The sequence below is a fragment of the Pseudomonas sp. 2VD genome (genome assembly GCF_005503585.1).
Lineage (GTDB): Bacteria > Pseudomonadota > Gammaproteobacteria > Pseudomonadales > Pseudomonadaceae > Pseudomonas > Pseudomonas aeruginosa.
This window is the reverse complement of record NZ_SCND01000030.1, coordinates 13134-30489: the sequence shown is the minus strand read 5'-3', so window position 1 is coordinate 30489 and position 17356 is coordinate 13134. Positions and strand designations below refer to the sequence as shown.

15 protein-coding genes and 3 tRNA genes are annotated in these 17356 nt (G+C 64.0%); 11 read left to right on the top strand and 7 right to left on the bottom strand.

The annotated features are described in order from the left end of the window. Positions 1 to 38 precede the first annotated feature (38 nt). Positions 39 to 1958: a MobH family relaxase gene (gene mobH, locus FFS27_RS05720; RefSeq protein WP_016852953.1), complete on the top strand. Its 1920-nt coding sequence runs from the start codon at positions 39 to 41 to the stop codon at positions 1956 to 1958. Next, a complete protein-coding gene (locus FFS27_RS05715; RefSeq protein ID WP_016852952.1) occupies positions 1955 to 3235 on the top strand; it encodes a site-specific integrase in 1281 nt (426 codons plus the stop codon). The genes mobH and FFS27_RS05715 overlap by 4 nt, the downstream gene beginning before the upstream one ends. A 370-nt stretch (positions 3236 to 3605) precedes the next feature. Here FFS27_RS05715 and FFS27_RS05710 read toward each other — a convergent pair. From FFS27_RS05710 to rluD, 6 genes are all read right to left on the bottom strand, one after another. Next, positions 3606 to 3681: transfer RNA gene (locus tag FFS27_RS05710), tRNA-Lys, on the bottom strand. 10 nt (positions 3682 to 3691) lie between these two features. Beyond that, positions 3692 to 3768: transfer RNA gene (locus FFS27_RS05705), tRNA-Pro, on the bottom strand. Between the two features lie 9 nt (positions 3769 to 3777). Next, positions 3778 to 3853, bottom strand: a tRNA-Asn gene (locus FFS27_RS05700). A 234-nt stretch (positions 3854 to 4087) separates the two neighbouring features. Continuing rightward, the gene (clpB, locus tag FFS27_RS05695; RefSeq protein WP_003094682.1) at positions 4088 to 6652 is read right to left on the bottom strand and encodes an ATP-dependent chaperone ClpB; all 2565 of its coding nucleotides are present in this window, start codon (positions 6650 to 6652) and stop codon (positions 4088 to 4090) included. A gap of 155 nt (positions 6653 to 6807) precedes the next feature. Continuing rightward, the gene (pgeF, locus tag FFS27_RS05690) at positions 6808 to 7536 is read right to left on the bottom strand and encodes a peptidoglycan editing factor PgeF (RefSeq protein WP_015503650.1); all 729 of its coding nucleotides are present in this window, start codon (positions 7534 to 7536) and stop codon (positions 6808 to 6810) included. Beyond that, a complete protein-coding gene (rluD, locus tag FFS27_RS05685; protein WP_003094686.1) occupies positions 7533 to 8495 on the bottom strand; it encodes a 23S rRNA pseudouridine(1911/1915/1917) synthase RluD in 963 nt (320 codons plus the stop codon). Before rluD ends, pgeF begins: the two co-directional genes overlap by 4 nt. Positions 8496 to 8640: 145 nt before the next feature. Between rluD and FFS27_RS05680 the strand changes: the two genes are divergently transcribed. The 4 genes from FFS27_RS05680 (at position 8641) to pilR (ending at position 13002) form a co-directional block, all read left to right on the top strand. Then, on the top strand, positions 8641 to 9666 hold the full coding sequence (locus tag FFS27_RS05680; RefSeq protein ID WP_021264117.1) for an outer membrane protein assembly factor BamD: 1026 nt from the start codon (positions 8641 to 8643) through the stop codon (positions 9664 to 9666). Between the two features lie 156 nt (positions 9667 to 9822). After that, the gene (locus tag FFS27_RS05675; protein WP_003102591.1) at positions 9823 to 10068 is read left to right on the top strand and encodes a PP0621 family protein; all 246 of its coding nucleotides are present in this window, start codon (positions 9823 to 9825) and stop codon (positions 10066 to 10068) included. Continuing rightward, positions 10058 to 11650: a two-component system sensor histidine kinase PilS gene (gene pilS / locus FFS27_RS05670; protein ID WP_021264116.1), complete on the top strand. Its 1593-nt coding sequence runs from the start codon at positions 10058 to 10060 to the stop codon at positions 11648 to 11650. Before FFS27_RS05675 ends, pilS begins: the two co-directional genes overlap by 11 nt. Before the next feature lie 14 nt (positions 11651 to 11664). Next, on the top strand, positions 11665 to 13002 hold the full coding sequence (gene pilR, locus FFS27_RS05665) for a two-component system response regulator PilR (RefSeq protein ID WP_003094694.1): 1338 nt from the start codon (positions 11665 to 11667) through the stop codon (positions 13000 to 13002). A 45-nt stretch (positions 13003 to 13047) separates the two neighbouring features. Here the strand turns inward: pilR and thiO are convergent, their stop codons facing one another. Beyond that, on the bottom strand, positions 13048 to 14142 hold the full coding sequence (gene thiO / locus FFS27_RS05660) for a glycine oxidase ThiO (RefSeq protein ID WP_009316267.1): 1095 nt from the start codon (positions 14140 to 14142) through the stop codon (positions 13048 to 13050). Between the two features lie 134 nt (positions 14143 to 14276). On the opposite strand from thiO, the gene FFS27_RS05655 reads away from it, so the two are divergent. The 5 genes from FFS27_RS05655 (at position 14277) to pilX (ending at position 17351) form a co-directional block, all read left to right on the top strand. Further along, entirely contained in the window at positions 14277 to 14786 is a 510-nt protein-coding gene (locus tag FFS27_RS05655; protein WP_015503652.1) for a GspH/FimT family pseudopilin, read from the top strand. 105 nt (positions 14787 to 14891) lie between these two features. Further along, positions 14892 to 15398, top strand: coding sequence for a GspH/FimT family pseudopilin (locus FFS27_RS05650; protein ID WP_003094696.1), 507 nt, complete (start codon positions 14892 to 14894; stop codon positions 15396 to 15398). Beyond that, entirely contained in the window at positions 15389 to 15946 is a 558-nt protein-coding gene (pilV, locus tag FFS27_RS05645) for a type 4a pilus minor pilin PilV (RefSeq protein ID WP_003094697.1), read from the top strand. The genes FFS27_RS05650 and pilV overlap by 10 nt, the downstream gene beginning before the upstream one ends. After that, complete coding sequence (gene pilW, locus FFS27_RS05640) at positions 15943 to 16767, top strand: type 4a pilus minor pilin PilW (RefSeq protein WP_023101584.1); 825 nt, start codon at positions 15943 to 15945, stop codon at positions 16765 to 16767. Before pilV ends, pilW begins: the two co-directional genes overlap by 4 nt. Beyond that, positions 16764 to 17351: a type 4a pilus minor pilin PilX gene (pilX, locus tag FFS27_RS05635; protein ID WP_003094700.1), complete on the top strand. Its 588-nt coding sequence runs from the start codon at positions 16764 to 16766 to the stop codon at positions 17349 to 17351. The genes pilW and pilX overlap by 4 nt, the downstream gene beginning before the upstream one ends. Positions 17352 to 17356: the final 5 nt, after the last annotated feature.

Genomic DNA, 17356 nt, shown 5'->3' with positions numbered 1-17356 from the left:
CGGAAAAGCCCGCTCCATGAATCGTCATGGAGCCTCCCATGTTTCAACTCCTTTCCTGGATATCCAGGAAGCCGTCCCCCACCCCACCAACCAAAGCTGCCCCAGGGGGATTCATCCCTCCTCTGAGCAGTACGGAGCTGCTCGGCACGCCTCGGCGCCGGCAGCTACTGGAGAACATCTGGCAGCGTGCCTCGCTATCCAAGCAGCAATTCGAGGAGATCTACCGGCGGCCATTGGCCAACTATGCCCAGCTGGTCCAGCAGCTCCCAGCTTCGGAAAACCATCACCATGCCCATCCAGGCGGGATGATCGATCACGGCCTGGAGATCGTGGCCTATGCACTGAAGGTGCGGCAGACTTACCTGCTCCCGATCGGCGCAGCGCCAGAGTCACAGTCAGCCCAAGCTGAAGCCTGGTCGGCCGCCGCGGCTTATGGTGCCCTGGCTCACGACATAGGCAAGATCGTCGTCGACCTGCAGGTTGAGCTGCAGGACGGCAGCACCTGGCACCCTTGGAACGGACCGATCAACCAGCCTTACCGCTTCAAGTACGTGAAGTCCCGCGAATACCAGCTTCACGGCGCTGCCTCAGCACTCCTCATCCACCAACTGCTTCCGCGCACTGCACTCGACTGGCTCAGTCGCTTTCCAGAGCTGTGGGCTCAATTGATCTATCTGTTCGCAGGGCAGTACGAGCACGCTGGGATCCTCGGCGAGATCATCGTGAAGGCAGACCAGGCCTCAGTCGCGCAGGAGCTGGGGGGTAATCCGGATCGAGCGCTGGCTGCACCGAAGCAGTCGCTGCAGCGGCAGTTGGCAGACGGCCTGCGCTTCCTGGTGAAGGACAAATTCAAGCTGAATCAGCCGGGCGGCCCGTCCGACGGGTGGCTGACTCAGGACGCACTCTGGCTGGTGAGCAAGCCCGCGGCCGATCAGTTGAGAGCCTACCTGCTGGCTCAGGGAATCGAAGGGGTCCCCTCCTCCAACGCGCCATTCTTCAACATGCTCCAGGACCAGGCCGTCATCCAGACGAACGCCGAAGACAAGGCCATTTGGACGGCCACGATAGACAATGGTGCTGGGTGGAGAAACAAGTTCACGCTCCTCAAGATCGCTCCAGCCTTGATTTGGACAGACCCTACCGAGCGTCCCGCGCCCTACGGCGGATCACTCGTAATTGAAGAGGGCAACGCCTCCCCTGAAAAGCCGGAAACGACCTGCGAAATCCCCAACGATCCGATTGAACAGCGACAGGTACTAGAAGCCAAGATGACGCTCCGCCAACCTGCGCCGATCGTTGCGAAACCGTCAAACGAGATGCGGGCGATTGCGAAGCCCTCAACTGATGTTCAGGAAGAAACAGACGATTTGTACGCGCTTCTTGGTAATATCAATTCGCCACTAGAAGAGCTAGACATTAGCCACGACTCACCGGCTGCTTCTCCTACGAACACTCGCGGGGAGGAGAACCTACAGCAGCCACTAGGGAACAAGGAGCTAACAGATTGCGCTCCTGAAGCAGTTGAAGATGTATTTATGCCTAGCAGAAGCACTGATCTGGGACAGGGATTCGTTGGCTGGATGAAATCTGGTATCGCGACCCGTCGCCTGTTCATCAACGACACCAAAGCCTTGGTGCATACCGTCGACGGGACCGCCATGCTGGTCACGCCAGGAATCTTCAAGCGTTATGTCCAGGAGCATCCGGAGCTCGAAAAGCTGGCCCAGGCCAAGGAGACGACCGGCTGGAAGCTGGTGCAGCGCGCGTTCGAGAAACAAGGGCTTCACCGGAAGACCAGTAAGAGCCTGAACATCTGGACCATCAAAGTCTCAGGCCCTCGTAAAACGAAAGAGCTCAAGGCTTACCTGCTCCAGGATCCCAAACTGCTGTTCCCTGAACAGCCTCTGGACAACCCAAGCCTCACGGTCATTACCGACGCCGAAGGGGGTGTCGAATGACGCCGCAGCAGCTCACCGAGGAGTACATCTTCGCGCACGATCTCCGAGAAGCCAGCGCGAAGATCTACCGCGCCGCGACCAAGGCGCTGCTCAAGCACTTCGGCCCTACGGCAACCGTACAGGAAGTGGACCACAGGTCTGTGCTGGGATGGCGGCGCAAGGTCTTGGAACAAGGCCTGTCGAAGCGGAGCTGGAACACGTATTCGAATCATCTGCGAACAATCTGGGGCTATGCCATCGAGCACGAGCTGGTGACGCACTCCCAAGTCAACCCGTTCAGAAAGACCACCGTCATCCCCCCCAGGCGAGCAAGCAAAACTGTCGCAGCCGAAGCCATCCTGCGCGCCCGCAATTGGCTCAACATGCAGGTCGGCGCAGAGCGCTGCACCGGCGATCGCGCACGCATCACTCCCGCCTGGTTCTGGCTTTGCACGTTTGAGGTCTTCTACTACACCGGCATCCGGTTGAACGCGCTGCTGTGCATCCGCAAGCGCGACATCGACTGGGATAATCAACTGATCCTCATCCGCGGCGAGACAGAGAAAACTCATAAAGAGTTCGTAGTGCCAATAACGGAGGGGCTTGTGCCTCACCTATCGCGGCTCCTGAAGGAGGCCGATAAAGCCGGATTCGCCGATGACGACCAGTTGTTCAACGTCAACCGGTTCTCACCGCACTACAAGAGCAAGATGATGAACTCCGACCAGGTCGAAGCCATGTACCGGAAGTTGACCGAGAAGGTTGGGGTGCGGATGACCCCGCACCGTTTCCGGCACACCCTGGCCACCGACTTGATGAAGGCACCCGAGCGGAACATCCATCTCACGAAGTGCCTGCTCAACCACTCGAATATCCAGACCACCATGAGCTACATCGAGGCCGACTACGACCACATGCGTGCCGTGCTGCATGCCAGAAGCCTGGCCCAAGGAGCGCTGGAGAACGTCAGGAAGGTGGATTACAGCGGCTCCCCGCAAGCCTCTGCCAAACCGAAGCCATGCGGGCAACCTCTCGCTCGAATGGGTGAAGTACCGCCGCCGGAGGCCAGGACAGAACCTGCAGAACCAAGGGAGCACATACCAGGGACAGGCATTCAGGGAGGTCCAACCGTGCGGGAAGAAGCGCTACCACAGCCACCTGACACCTTCGACCAAAGCGTGCTGTTCACTCTGATGGCTCAACACTTATCGAACCGTGCCGCCTCGGCATCCGCGGCTCCCGCTGCAACAAGCGGATCTGGTGGATGGGGATCTACTGCCCGAAGCAGTCTCGCCTAGCGATACCGATACTGAAGGGCCGGCTACCGGACGAAAGGTAGCCGCGCCTCCCAGCAGTTCGCTAGGCCTGTAAGAAAAATCTGGAATTACCGAGAGCGCCTGGATTCCAGCGCCGGCATGCTGGCAGAGCCCCGCAGTTTCACGGCCAAAACCGCAGTACCCTCTGTAATCGCTGATTACGTCGGGGGCGCATTGCTACGCCTGCAGAATGGTTTCAGGGCCTTAGAAACAGAAAAGCCCACCTAAATAGGCGGGCTATTCCATATTGACATCACGTCAATGCGGGCCTAATGTTCGGCCCAGACGGCTGCTGGACAAGTAAAAGGTGCAACACCCCTTCCTAGGCCTATGCAACTCGCCCCGTCGAAAATGGTGGGTCGTGTAGGATTCGAACCTACGACCAATTGGTTAAAAGCCAACTGCTCTACCGACTGAGCTAACGACCCAAGTATGAGGTGGTCGGGGTAGAGAGATTCGAACTCCCGACATCCTGCTCCCAAAGCAGGCGCGCTACCGGACTGCGCTATACCCCGATTGGAAGTTGGCTCCGCGACCTGGACTCGAACCAGGGACCCAATGATTAACAGTCATTTGCTCTACCGACTGAGCTATCGCGGAACGTCTTTCTTCCAACCCTGGACGCTTCCGGTGTTGCTGGATTCGCGTCTCAGAGGCGCGCCATTTTACGGATGCGCGCGGGCATGTCAACCCTCTGATCCAAAAAGTTTTTCTTCTTTTTCCACGAGCGGCAAAACGGCCCTTCCACTGCATGCGGCAGCGCTCTCGCGCCTACCGGACGCCCATGAAAAAGCCCCGCCGAAGCGGGGCTTTCCCTGTCCGCCCCCGAAGAGGTCAGGCGAAGACGATCTCGTCGCCTTCCACCTTCGCCGAGATACTGGCACCCGGCGCGAATTTGCCGGCCAGGATCAGTTGCGCCAGCGGGTTCTCGATCCAGCGCTGGATGGCCCGCTTCAGCGGGCGTGCGCCATAGACCGGGTCGAAGCCGACGGCAATCAGCTTGTCCAGCGCCTCCTGGCTCAGTTCCAGGCTCAGCTCGCGCTCGGCCAGGCGCTTGCGCAGGCGACCGAGCTGGATCTCGGCGATGCCGGCGATCTGCTCGCGAGCCAGCGGCTCGAACACCACCACTTCGTCGATCCGGTTGATGAATTCCGGACGGAAGTGCGCATTGACCGCGTCCATCACTGCGGCACGTTGCGCCTCGCGGTCGCCGGCCAGCTCCTGGATCTGCGCCGAACCGAGGTTGGAGGTCATCACCACCACGGTGTTGCGGAAGTCCACCGTACGCCCGTGACTGTCGGTCAGGCGTCCGTCCTCGAGCACCTGGAGGAGAATGTTGAATACATCCGGATGGGCCTTCTCCACCTCGTCCAGCAGCACCACCGAGTAGGGCTTGCGGCGGATCGCCTCGGTCAGGTAGCCGCCTTCCTCGAAGCCGACGTAGCCCGGAGGCGCGCCGATCAGGCGGGCCACCGAGTGTTTCTCCATGAACTCGGACATATCGATCCGCACCAGCGCCTCCTCGGTATCGAAGAGGAACTCGGCAAGCGCCTTGCACAACTCGGTCTTGCCCACCCCGGTCGGGCCGAGGAAGAGGAACGAGCCGCTCGGCCGGTTCGGATCGGCGAGGCCGGCGCGCGAACGGCGCACGGCGTTGGACACGGCGACTACCGCCTCGTCCTGGCCGATCACTCGCCGATGCAGCTCCTGCTCCATGCGCAGCAGCTTCTCGCGCTCGCCCTCGAGCATCTTCGACACCGGGATACCGGTCCACTTGGAAACCACCTCGGCGATTTCCTCGTCGGTCACCTTGTTGCGCAGCAACTGGTTCTCGGTCTTGCCGTGCTGGTCGACCATCTGCAGGCTGCGTTCCAGGTCCGGGATGGTCTGGTACTGGATGCGCGCCATGCTCTCGAGGTCGCCCTTGCGCCGCGCCGCCTCCATCTCCTGCTTGGCCTGCTCGATCTTCTGCTGGATCTGCGCCGAGCCCTGCACCTCGGCCTTCTCGGACTTCCAGATCTCCTCGAGGTCGGCGTATTCGCGCTCGAGCTTGACGATATCCTCCTCCAGCTTGGCCAGGCGCTTCCTGGTGGCTTCGTCGTCTTCCTTCTTCAGCGCCTCGCGCTCGATCTTCAGCTGGATCAGCCGACGGTCGAGACGATCCAGTTCCTCCGGCTTGGAGTCGATCTCCATGCGGATGCGGCTGGCGGCCTCGTCGATCAGGTCGATGGCCTTGTCCGGCAGTTGCCGATCGGTGATGTAGCGGTGCGACAGCTTGGCCGCGGCGATGATCGCGCCGTCGGTGATGCTTACCCCATGGTGCACTTCATAGCGTTCCTTGAGGCCACGGAGGATGGCGATGGTGTCTTCCTCGCTCGGCTCGTCCACCAGCACCTTCTGGAAGCGGCGCTCCAGCGCGGCATCCTTCTCGATGTACTGGCGATACTCGTCGAGGGTAGTAGCACCGACGCAGTGCAGCTCGCCGCGCGCCAGAGCCGGCTTGAGCATGTTGCCGGCGTCCATGGCACCTTCCGCCTTGCCGGCACCGACCATGGTGTGCAGTTCGTCGATGAACAGGATGACCCGACCTTCCTGCTTGCCCAGTTCGTTGAGGACCGCCTTCAGGCGTTCCTCGAACTCGCCGCGGAACTTGGCGCCGGCGATCAGCGCCCCCATGTCCAGGGCCAGCAGGCGCTTGTCCTTGAGGCCGTCCGGCACTTCGCCGTTGATGATGCGCTGGGCCAGGCCCTCGACGATGGCGGTCTTGCCGACGCCGGGTTCGCCGATCAGCACCGGGTTGTTCTTGGTCCGCCGCTGCAGGACCTGGATGGTCCGGCGGATCTCGTCGTCGCGACCGATCACCGGGTCGAGCTTGCCTTCCTCGGCGCGCTTGGTCATGTCGACGGTGTACTTGTCCAGCGCCTGGCGCGACTCCTCGACGTTCGGGTCGTTCACCGCTTCGCCGCCGCGCAGGTTGGCCACGGCATTCTCCAGCGCCTTGCGCGACACGCCCTGGCCGAGCAGCAGCTTGCCGAGCCTGGTGTTCTCGTCCATCGCGGCCAGCAATACCAGCTCGCTGGAGATGAACTGGTCGCCCTTCTGCTGGGCCAGGCGGTCAGCCTGGTTGAGCAGGCGTGCGAGATCCTGGGACAGGTTCACGTCGCCGGTCGGGCTCTGGATCTTCGGCAGCGCGTCGAGTTCTTTGTTGAGGCCGCTGCGCAGGGCGGCGATATCGAAGCCGACCTGCATCAGCAGGGGCTTGATCGAACCGCCTTGCTGCTCGAGCAGGGCGGAAAGCAGGTGCACCGGCTCGATGGCCGGATGGTCATGGCCAACGGCCAGGGACTGGGCGTCGGAGAGCGCCAGTTGCAGCTTGCTGGTCAAACGGTCTATTCGCATGGGTCGTCCTTCCTTCTATAGAGCGGGCCGGAACGATGGGTGTCCCTGATGAAGAAAAGCCCGCCGAGATGACTCAATAGATAAGGGCGATTTTCCGCGGTTCAAGCGACCGGGCCGTGACATCGGTCAGTTGCCGCCGGATAACCTGCGCGAGCCTAGTCCTGGAGCCAGACCAGGCTGGCAAAACGGCCGGTACGCGACGAGCGGCGGTAGGAATAGAAGCGCTCGGTATCGCTGAAGGTGCACAAGCCGCCGCCATGCACGGCGGTGACGCCATGGGCGCCCAGGCGGATCCGCGCGAGTCGGTAGATGTCGGCCATGAAGCGGCCCGGATTGGCGCTAGGTACGAAAGCCGAGCGCGCCTCGGCGTGCGCAGCGACGAATGCATCGCGGACCTCGCCGCCGACCTCGAAGGCCTGCGGGCCGATCGCCGGCCCCAGCCAGACCAGCAGTTCGTCGCCGGGCACGCCCAGGCTGTCCACCGTCGCCTCCAGCACGCCCGCCGCCAGCCCGCGCCAGCCGGCATGGGCCGCGGCCACGCGGGTGCCCGAGCGGTCGCAGAACAACGCCGGCAGGCAGTCGGCGGTCATGATCGTACAGGCAACGCCCGGCATCGCGCTCCAGCTGGCGTCGGCCCTCGGCACCCGGCTCGGGTCGGCCTCCACCACCGTCACTCCGTGCACCTGTTCCAACCAGCTCGGCCGGCATTCCAGGCGCTCGGTCAGGCGTCGGCGGTTTTCTTCCACGGCGCGCGGATCGTCGTCGACGTGGGCGCCAAGGTTCAGACTGTCGAAGGGTGCCTGGCTGACCCCGCCACTGCGCGTGGTCACGCAGGCCCGCACACGGGCCGGCGCCGGCCAGTCGGGGGTCAGCCAGGCGTTCATCCGACGAACGCCTCGCGATCCTGGCGCAACAGGCTGAGCAGCCAGAGGAAGTCTTCCGGCAGCGGCGACTCCCACTTCATGCGCACGCCGGTGGCCGGGTGATCCAGTTCGAGGAAGCGCGCGTGCAGCGCCTGCCGGGGGAATTCGCGAAGAGTCTGGACCAGGGTCTGGCTGGCCACCGGGGGAATCCTGAAGCGCCCACCGTAGACCGGATCGCCGACCAGGGGATAGCCAATATGGCTCATGTGCACGCGGATCTGGTGGGTACGCCCGGTCTCCAGCTTGACCCGGGTATGGGTGTGCGCACGGAAGCGTTCCAGCACGCGGTAATGGCTGACCGCCACCTTTCCGGCGTCGACCACCGCCATCTTCTGCCGCTGCACGCCATGCCGTCCGATCGGCGCATCGATGGTGCCGCCGGAGGTGATCACGCCGATCACGATCGCCTCGTAGATGCGGCTGACCGACCGCGCCTGCAGTTGCGCCACCAGCTTGGTATGAGCCTCCAGCGTCTTGGCCACCACCATCAGGCCGGTCGTGTCCTTGTCCAGCCGGTGGACGATCCCGGCGCGCGGCACATTGGCGATGTCCGGGACATGGTAGAGCAAGGCATTCAGCAGGGTGCCGTCCTGATGGCCGGCAGCCGGATGGACCACCAGGCCGGCGGGCTTGTCGATCACCAGGATGTGCTCGTCCTCGTAGACGATTTCCAGCTCGATGTCCTGTGCGAGCCACTCGCCCTGGGCTTCCTGCTCGGCCTCCAGGACCAGTTGCGCGCCGCTGTGGACGATGTCGCGCGGGCGCAGCACGGCGCCGTCGACGGTCAGGCGACCGTCCTTGATCCAGCCGGCCAGACGGGAGCGGGAGTGTTCGGGAAAAAGCTGGGCGGCGATCTGGTCGAGACGCTGGCCACCCAGCTCGAACGGCACCTCGGCCGCGCGTTGAATCATATCGGACATGAGTAGGAGACGATGCTCAGCGCGGCTTTTGGAATCGGCTACGCGCTGTGGTTAAATACGGGGTCTTTGTCCCAGGGGGTGCCTGGGGCGCCAATCATAACAGACGGTTGAGGCCAAGCCGACCGTCCCAGGGACGCAAGCCGCCATGCAAGTGAAACACCTGCTGCTGATCGCCATCCTCGCCCTCACCGCAGCCTGCTCCTCGAACAAGGAGACTGTCGACGAGAACCTGAGCGAGAGCCAGCTGTACCAGCAGGCGCAGGACGACCTCAACAACAAGAGCTACAACAGCGCCGTCACCAAGCTGAAAGCCCTCGAGTCGCGCTATCCCTTCGGCCGCTACGCCGAGCAGGCCCAGCTCGAGCTGATCTACGCCAACTACAAGAACATGGAGCCCGAAGCCGCCCGCGCCGCCGCCGAACGCTTCATCCGCCTGCATCCGCAGCACCCCAACGTCGACTACGCCTACTACCTCAAGGGCCTGTCCTCCTTCGACCAGGACCGCGGCCTGCTGGCGCGCTTCCTGCCGCTGGACATGACCAAGCGCGACCCGGGCGCCGCCCGCGACTCCTTCAACGAGTTCGCCCAGCTCACCAGCCGCTTCCCCAACAGCCGCTACGCCCCGGACGCCAAGGCGCGCATGGTGTACCTGCGCAATCTGCTGGCGGCCTACGAAGTGCACGTCGGCCACTACTACCTGAAGCGCCAGGCCTATGTCGCCGCCGCCAACCGCGGTCGCTACGTGGTGGAGAACTTCCAGGAAACCCCGGCCGTAGGCGATGGCCTGGCGATCATGGTCGAAGCCTACCGTCGCCTGGGTCTCGACGACCTGGCCAGCACCAGCCTGGAAACCCTCAAGCTGAACTATCCGGATAACGTCAGCCTCAAGGATGGCGAGTTCGTCGCCCGCGAAAGCGAGGCCGACACCCGCTCCTGGCTGGCCAAGGCCACCCTGGGCCTGATCGAAGGCGGCGAGCCGCCGCCGCACATGGAAACCCAGGCCGCCAAGGACGTGATCAAGCAGTACGAGGATGCCGAGCGGGAGATCCCCGCCGAACTGAAGCCGGAAAACCAGGATCACAGCGCCGACGACGAGAAGCCGGAGAGCGATGACGACGAGGACTCCGGTCGCTCCTGGTGGAGCTACATGACCTTCGGTCTCTTCGACTGATCGCACGAAACACCGAAGGGAGGCGCAGGCCTCCCTTCTTTTTGCCCGCCGCCATGCCTCTCCCAGCGCCAAACGCCGCACAGCCTGGACCTTCCCGGCTGGGATCGAGCCGGCGGCTTGGCTAAACTGCAGCTTTCTCCAGCCTCCGAGATCACCATGGGCCTTTTCCGCCTCCTGTTCTGGATCGCCCTGATCGCCATCGCGTTCTGGCTCTGGCGTCGCTTTACCCGTCCCACTCCGCGCCAGCAGCAACGTCCGCAGGACGAGCCGAGCGCATCGCCGATGGTCCGCTGCGCCCATTGCGGCGTCCACGTGCCGCAGGCCAACGCCCTCGCCCACGAACAACGCTGGTATTGCAGCCAGGCGCACCTGCGCCAGGACCAGGGCGACCGTGCGCGCTGAACGGCTACGGCTGAGCGAGGAGCAGGGGCAACGCATCCTCCGTCTGTACCACCTGTACCGCCTGACCATCGGCCTGGTACTGGTCCTGCTGATCTCCAGCGAACTGGAAGATCAGGTCCTCAAGCTCGTCCACCCTGAACTGTTCCATGTCGGCAGTTGGTGCTACCTGGTCTTCAACATCCTGGTCGCGCTGTTCCTGCCGCCGTCGCGGCAATTGCTGCCGATCTTCATCCTCGCGCTCACCGACGTGCTGATGCTTTGCGGCCTGTTCTACGCAGGTGGCGGCGTGCCCAGCGGCATCGGCAGCCTGCTGGTGGTGGCGGTGGCCATTGCCAACATCCTGCTGCGCGGGCGCATCGGCCTGGTCATCGCGGCGGCGGCCAGCCTCGGCCTGCTCTACCTGACCTTCTTCCTCAGCCTGAGTAGTCCGGACGCCACCAACCACTACGTCCAGGCCGGCGGCCTCGGCACCCTGTGCTTCGCCGCCGCGCTGGTGATCCAGGCCCTGGTGCGGCGCCAGGAGCAGACCGAAACGCTGGCCGAAGAACGCGCCGAGACGGTCGCCAACCTGGAGGAACTCAACGCATTGATCCTGCAGCGCATGCGCACCGGCATCCTCGTGGTCGATAGCCGTCAGGCCATCCTCCTCGCCAACCAGGCCGCCCTCGGCCTGCTCAGGCAGGACGACGTGCAGGGCGCCAGCCTCGGCCGCCACAGCCCGATGCTGATGCACTGCATGAAGCAATGGCGCCTGAATCCCAGCCTCCGTCCGCCGACGCTCAAGGTGGTGCCGGACGGCCCGACGGTGCAACCCAGCTTTATCAGCCTCAACCGCGAAGACGACCAGCACGTGCTGATCTTCCTCGAAGACATTTCGCAGATCGCCCAGCAGGCGCAGCAGATGAAGCTGGCCGGTCTCGGCCGCCTGACCGCCGGCATCGCCCATGAGATCCGCAACCCGCTGGGCGCGATCAGCCACGCCGCCCAACTGCTGCAGGAGTCAGAGGAACTGGATGCCCCGGACCGACGGCTGACGCAGATCATCCAGGACCAGTCGAAGCGGATGAACCTGGTCATCGAGAACGTCCTGCAGCTCTCCCGTCGCCGCCAGGCCGAACCGCAGCAGCTCGACCTGAAGGAGTGGCTTCAGCGGTTCGTCGACGAATATCCCGGCAGGCTGCGCAACGACAGTCAACTGCACCTGCAGCTCGGTGCCGGCGACATCCAGACCCGCATGGACCCACACCAGTTGAACCAGGTGCTGAGCAACCTGGTGCAGAACGGTCTTCGCTACAGCGCCCAGGCGCACGGGCGCGGCCAGGTCTGGCTGAGCCTCGCGCGCGACCCGGAGAGCGACCTGCCGGTGCTGGATGTCATCGACAACGGTCCCGGCGTACCGACGGACAAACTGAACAACCTGTTCGAACCCTTCTTTACTACAGAAAGCAAAGGCACCGGCCTGGGCCTCTATCTCTCCCGCGAACTCTGCGAGAGCAACCAGGCACGGATCGACTACCGCAATCGCGAGGAAGGCGGCGGCTGCTTCCGCATCACCTTCGCCCACCCGCGCAAACTCAGCTGACGGAAGCCGCACGCATGAGCCGACAAAAAGCCCTGATCGTCGACGATGAACCGGATATCCGCGAACTGCTGGAAATCACTCTCGGCCGCATGAAGCTGGACACCCGCAGCGCCCGCAACGTCAAGGAAGCCCGCGAGTTGCTGGCCCGCGAGCCGTTCGACCTGTGCCTCACCGACATGCGCCTGCCGGACGGCAGCGGCCTCGATCTGGTCCAGTACATCCAGCAGCGCCATCCACAGACCCCGGTGGCCATGATCACCGCGTACGGCAGCCTGGATACCGCGATCCAGGCGCTCAAGGCCGGTGCCTTCGACTTCCTCACCAAACCGGTCGACCTCGGTCGCTTGCGGGAGCTGGTGGCAACCGCCCTGCGCTTGCGCAACCCGGAAGCCGAGGAAGCGCCGGTGGACAACCGCCTGCTCGGCGAGTCGCCGCCGATGCGCGCCCTGCGCAACCAGATCGGCAAGCTGGCGCGCAGCCAGGCGCCGGTCTACATCAGTGGCGAGTCCGGCAGCGGCAAGGAACTGGTGGCGCGCCTGATCCACGAGCAGGGCCCACGTATCGAGCGGCCGTTCGTGCCGGTGAACTGCGGCGCGATTCCCTCCGAGCTGATGGAAAGCGAGTTCTTCGGCCACAAGAAAGGCAGCTTCACTGGCGCTATCGAAGACAAGCAGGGCCTGTTCCAGGCCGCCAGCGGCGGCACCCTGTTCCTCGACGAAGTCGCCGACCTGCCGATGGCCATGCAGGTCAAACTGCTCCGGGCGATCCAGGAAAAGGCCGTGCGCGCGGTCGGCGGCCAGCAGGAGGTCGCCGTCGACGTGCGCATCCTCTGCGCCACCCACAAGGACCTCGCCGCCGAAGTCGGCGCCGGGCGCTTCCGCCAGGACCTCTACTACCGCCTCAACGTCATCGAGCTGCGCGTACCGCCGCTGCGCGAACGCCGCGAGGACATCCCGCTGCTCGCCGAACGCATCCTCAAGCGCCTGGCCGGCGACACCGGCCTGCCGGCCGCCAGGCTGACCGGCGACGCACAGGAAAAGCTGAAGAACTACCGCTTCCCGGGCAACGTCCGCGAGCTGGAAAACATGCTGGAGCGCGCCTATACCCTGTGCGAAGACGACCAGATCCAGCCTCACGACCTGCGCCTGGCCGATGCGCCGGGTGCCAGCCAGGAAGGCGCGGCGAGCCTGAGCGAAATCGACAACCTCGAGGACTACCTGGAAGATATCGAGCGCAAGCTGATCATGCAGGCGCTCGAGGAGACCCGCTGGAACCGCACCGCCGCGGCCCAGCGCCTGGGCCTGACGTTCCGCTCGATGCGCTATCGTCTGAAAAAGCTGGGCATCGACTGAAAGTGAAAAGGCCTGTCCGAAGACAGGCCTTTTGGTTTTCGCTCCTCAGAGGCGACCAGCCGGGGCGTAGGGGGCCGGGTCGATGATCGATTCCCGCCCGCTCATGAGATCCGCCAGCAGACGGCACGACGCCGGCGCCAGCACCAGCCCGTTGCGGTAGTGCCCGGTATTCAGCCAGAGCCCGTCGAAGCCAGGCACCGGACCGATATAGGGGATACCTTCGGGAGAGCCCGGGCGCAACCCTGCCCAGTGGGCCACCGGCTGCATGTCCGCCAGTTCCGGCAACAGTTCTGCCGCAGACGCCCTGAGGCTTTCCAGCGCCTCGTCGGTCGGCGTCTTGTCGAAGCCCGAATGTTCCAAGGTGCTGCCGATCAGGATGTGGCCGTCGCGCCGCGGAATCGCGTAGCGCCCCTTGGCCAGCACCATGCGCGGCAGGAAATCCGCCGCGCACTTGTAGAGGATCATCTGCCCTTTCACCGGTACCACGGGCAGTTCCAGGCCAAGCGGCTTCAACAACTCGCCGCTCCAGGCGCCCGCCGCCAGCAGCACCTTGTCGCCACGGATCTCGCCACGCGAGGTCGCCACGCCGACCACTCGATCGCCGTCGCGCAACCAGCCGCGCACCTCCGTCTGTTCATGCAACTCGAGATTGGCGAATTGTTGCAGGGATGCCCGCAATGAGCGCGCCAGGCGAGGATTGCGCACATTGGCCACGCCCGACATGTAGACCGCCCGCTGGAAGCCCGCGCCCAGCCCGGGCACCGCCGCGTAGGCCTCCTCGATCGGCACTTCCTTCAACGGCCGGGTGTGGTTGCGTGCCCACTGCAGTGCCTCGGTCTGGTCGTCCAGGTCCAGCCAGTACAGGCCAACGGTATGGACCTCGGGATCGAGCCCGGTCTCGTCGAGCAAACGCTGCCCCAGGGCCGGGTAGAAGTCCTGCGACCAGTGCGCCAGGGCGGTCACCGCCGGGCTGTAGCGCCACGGATAGAGCGGCGAGACGATCCCGCCTCCCGCCCAGGATGCCTCACGCCCACTCTCGCCCCGCTCCACCAGGGTCACCCGCAGTCCGGCAAGCGCCAGCTCCCGGGCGGTCAACAGGCCGATGACGCCAGCGCCCACTACCACAACTCTTTCCGACACCAGGGCCTCCACGATCACACAGGGGTTGCAGAAAAGTCGGTCATACGCCTCATCCCGCTGCTGATTGAGGCAACGGGGAAAGTCCGGCGAGATACGACCATCGCGGAATGATACGAGCAAAAGGACCGCCTGCCATGGTCGAAAGGTCGCAGAGAGCGTTCACGCTCACTGAGCTGCTGTTTGCGCTGGCTCTGCTGGGGATACTGGGAAGCCTCGCGCTGCCCGGGATGGCAGCCTGGCTGGACGGCAATCGCCAGCGAAGCGTGTTGCACGAACTGAGTGCGAGCATCCAGCTGGGCAGAGCGCATGCCGTCGCCTACCAGCGCGCGGTGACGCTCTGTCCGTCGACCGATGGCCGTCACTGCGGCAGCGACTGGGGAGAGGGCTGGCTGCTTGCGGAAGACGGTGGGGAACGGCTTCTCGTGGGACGCGCGCTTGCAAAGAAGGAAAGGCTCCGCTGGAACCGTTCGAACCACCTCAGGTTCCTCCCCAGCGGCCAGCTCAACATTCACAACGGGCGGTTTCTGCTCTGCGGAAGGCATACCGTTGCCTGGCAACTGATCCTCAACCGGCAGGGCCGGCTCCGTACCGCGAGCGCCAGGGAGAACCGGGAGAAACGTGAGCTATGCAGCACTTCCGGATGATCATGGACCAGTTGTCCTGCCCCACGGGCCGACCGTCAACGACCGCAAGACGCTCCCAGGCCCGTTTGGCATGCTTTCCAGGCGTAGACCCCCTGGAGCAACCGCATGTCATATCGTTCCAACTCGACCGGCTTCACCCTGATCGAGTTGCTGATCATCGTCGTCCTGCTGGCCATCATGGCGAGCTTCGCCATTCCGAGCTTCAAGCAGCTGACAGAACGCAACGAACTGCAGAGCGCCGCCGAGGAACTCAATGCGATGCTGCAGTACGCTCGCAGCGAAGCCGTGTCCCAGAGGCGCGCGATCACCATCCAGGCGCTGAAGGACAAGGACTGGGGCAAGGGCCTGAGCATAGGTGTCCTGGCCTCCGGCTCGATCGCCGCGCCCCTGCGCAAACACGACGGCTTCCGTGCCGCCACGCTGACAGCGAAGGAAAAGAGCGCCGTGGAACATCTGACCTTCACGGCCAACGGTACCCTCGTACCGCCAACGGAACGAACCTTCGCCATCTGCCAGAACGGCAAGACCGACGGCGGCCGCGTGCTGAGCATCAGCCAGGCCGGCCGGATCCAACTCGAACCTTCCTCCAAGGCGCCTCAGTCATGCTATTGAAATCGCGGCACAAGCCGCTGTACCAATCCGGCTTCAGCATGATCGAAGTGCTGGTCGCCCTGCTGCTGATCAGCATCGGCGTGCTGGGCATGATCGCCATGCAGGGCAAGACCATCCAGTACACCGCCGACTCGGTCGAGCGCAACAAGGCAGCCATGCTCGGCAGCAACCTGCTGGAAAGCATGCGGGCGAGCCCGAAGGCGCTGTACGACGTCAAGGACCAGATGGCCACGCAATCCGACTTCTTCAAGGCCAAGGGGTCGGCGTTCCCCACCGCGCCGTCCTCCTGCACGCCATTGCCCGACGCGATCAAGGACCGCCTGGGATGCTGGGCGGAACAGGTGAAGAACGAACTGCCAGGCGCTGGCGACCTGCTGAAGAGCGACTACTACATCTGCCGCAGCTCGAAGCCGGGCGACTGCGACGGCAAGGGCTCCATGCTGGAAATCCGCCTGGCCTGGCGCGGCAAGCAAGGCGCCTGCGTCAACGCCGCCGACAGCAGCGCCGACACCTCCCTCTGCTACTACACCCTCAGGGTCGAGCCATGAGCATGAACAACCGCTCCCGACGGCAATCGGGCCTGTCCATGATCGAACTACTGGTGGCCCTCGCCATCAGCAGCTTCCTGATTCTCGGGATTACCCAGATCTACCTGGACAACAAGCGCAACTACCTGTTCCAGCAAGGCCAGGCAGGCAACCAGGAAAACGGACGCTTCGCCATGATGTTCCTGGACCAGCAACTGGCCAAGGTGGGTTTCCGTCGACGTGCGGACGACCCCAACGAGTTTGCCTTCCCGGCGCAGCAGAAAACCGCCTATTGCGAGGCATTCAAAGCCGGCTCGACCCTGGTGCCCGCCGTGGTCAAGGCTGGCCAGAGCGGATTCTGCTACCGCTATCAACCGGCGCCAGGCGAAGCCTACGACTGCGAAGGCAACTCGATCACCACCCCCAGCGATCCATTCGCTACCGCCCAGGCCATCACCGCACGCGTTCTGTTCGTTCCCGCGACCGCCGATGTCCCCGGCAGCCTCGCCTGCTCCGCGCAGACAGTCAAGGAAAAAGGCCAGGAGATCGTCAGCGGCCTGGTCGACTTCAAGCTCGAGTACGGCGTCGGCCCGACCATGGCCGGCAAACGCGAAGTGGAAAGCTTCGTCGAACAGGCCAACATCGCCGACCGTCCGGTGCGTGCCCTGCGCTACTCCGCGCTGATGGCCAGCGACAAGAACCTGCGCCAGGGCGACAGCAAGACCCTGGACGACTGGATCACGCTCTACCCCTCGTCCAAGACCAGCCTGCAAGGCAACGACAAGGACCGCCTCTACCAGATCGCCAAGGGCAGCCAGACACTCAGGAATCTCGTGCCATGAACAACTTCCCTGCACAACAGCGCGGCGCCACGCTGGTCATCGCCCTGGCGATCCTGGTGATCGTCACCCTGCTGGCGGTCTCGAGCATGCGCGAAGTGGTACTGGAAAGCCGCATCACCGGCAACGTCATCGAACAGACTCGCTTGCAGAACGCCGCCGAGTCCGGACTCCGCGAAGGCGAGCGGCGCTTCGTCAACACCCTGCGTCCGCCGGAGCCCGGCACCGGTTGTAGGGCCGACAACGTGGCCCGCCCCTGCCTGCTGGACCTCGCCGCGCTGAACCTGAAGCTGGCGGACACCCACCAGAATCCGGTCGGCGTGCTGAAGGGCATCGCCAATACCTGGATGAGTTACCGTGGCAGCGACATCACCAGCGCGACCACCGCGGGCACGCTCTACAGCGTGCAGTGGAACAACCTGCCCATTCCCTCGGGCGGCCAGGTCAACGAAGCGGAAAGCCCCGAATACGGCAACCTGATGCGCGGCATCGGCACCTTCTACTACGAGACCAATAGCGTCGCGCGCAACCAGACCAACAGCGAAACCGTCCTGCAGACCGTTCTCGCCCGTCTCTACACCAACTGATCGAG

Coding starts and splice junctions, on each gene's coding strand:
- FFS27_RS05650 (WP_003094696.1), top strand. CDS start 14,892: ATGTCATATCGTTCCAACTCGACCGGCTTCACCCTGATCGAGTTGCTG.
- FFS27_RS05675 (WP_003102591.1), top strand. CDS start 9,823: ATGGGCCTTTTCCGCCTCCTGTTCTGGATCGCCCTGATCGCCATCGCG.
- pilR (WP_003094694.1), top strand. CDS start 11,665: ATGAGCCGACAAAAAGCCCTGATCGTCGACGATGAACCGGATATCCGC.
- pilV (WP_003094697.1), top strand. CDS start 15,389: ATGCTATTGAAATCGCGGCACAAGCCGCTGTACCAATCCGGCTTCAGC.
- FFS27_RS05715 (WP_016852952.1), top strand. CDS start 1,955: ATGACGCCGCAGCAGCTCACCGAGGAGTACATCTTCGCGCACGATCTC.
- FFS27_RS05680 (WP_021264117.1), top strand. CDS start 8,641: ATGCAAGTGAAACACCTGCTGCTGATCGCCATCCTCGCCCTCACCGCA.
- FFS27_RS05655 (WP_015503652.1), top strand. CDS start 14,277: ATGGTCGAAAGGTCGCAGAGAGCGTTCACGCTCACTGAGCTGCTGTTT.
- pgeF (WP_015503650.1), bottom strand. CDS start 7,536: ATGAACGCCTGGCTGACCCCCGACTGGCCGGCGCCGGCCCGTGTGCGG.
- pilW (WP_023101584.1), top strand. CDS start 15,943: ATGAGCATGAACAACCGCTCCCGACGGCAATCGGGCCTGTCCATGATC.
- rluD (WP_003094686.1), bottom strand. CDS start 8,495: ATGTCCGATATGATTCAACGCGCGGCCGAGGTGCCGTTCGAGCTGGGT.
- mobH (WP_016852953.1), top strand. CDS start 39: ATGTTTCAACTCCTTTCCTGGATATCCAGGAAGCCGTCCCCCACCCCA.
- clpB (WP_003094682.1), bottom strand. CDS start 6,652: ATGCGAATAGACCGTTTGACCAGCAAGCTGCAACTGGCGCTCTCCGAC.
- pilX (WP_003094700.1), top strand. CDS start 16,764: ATGAACAACTTCCCTGCACAACAGCGCGGCGCCACGCTGGTCATCGCC.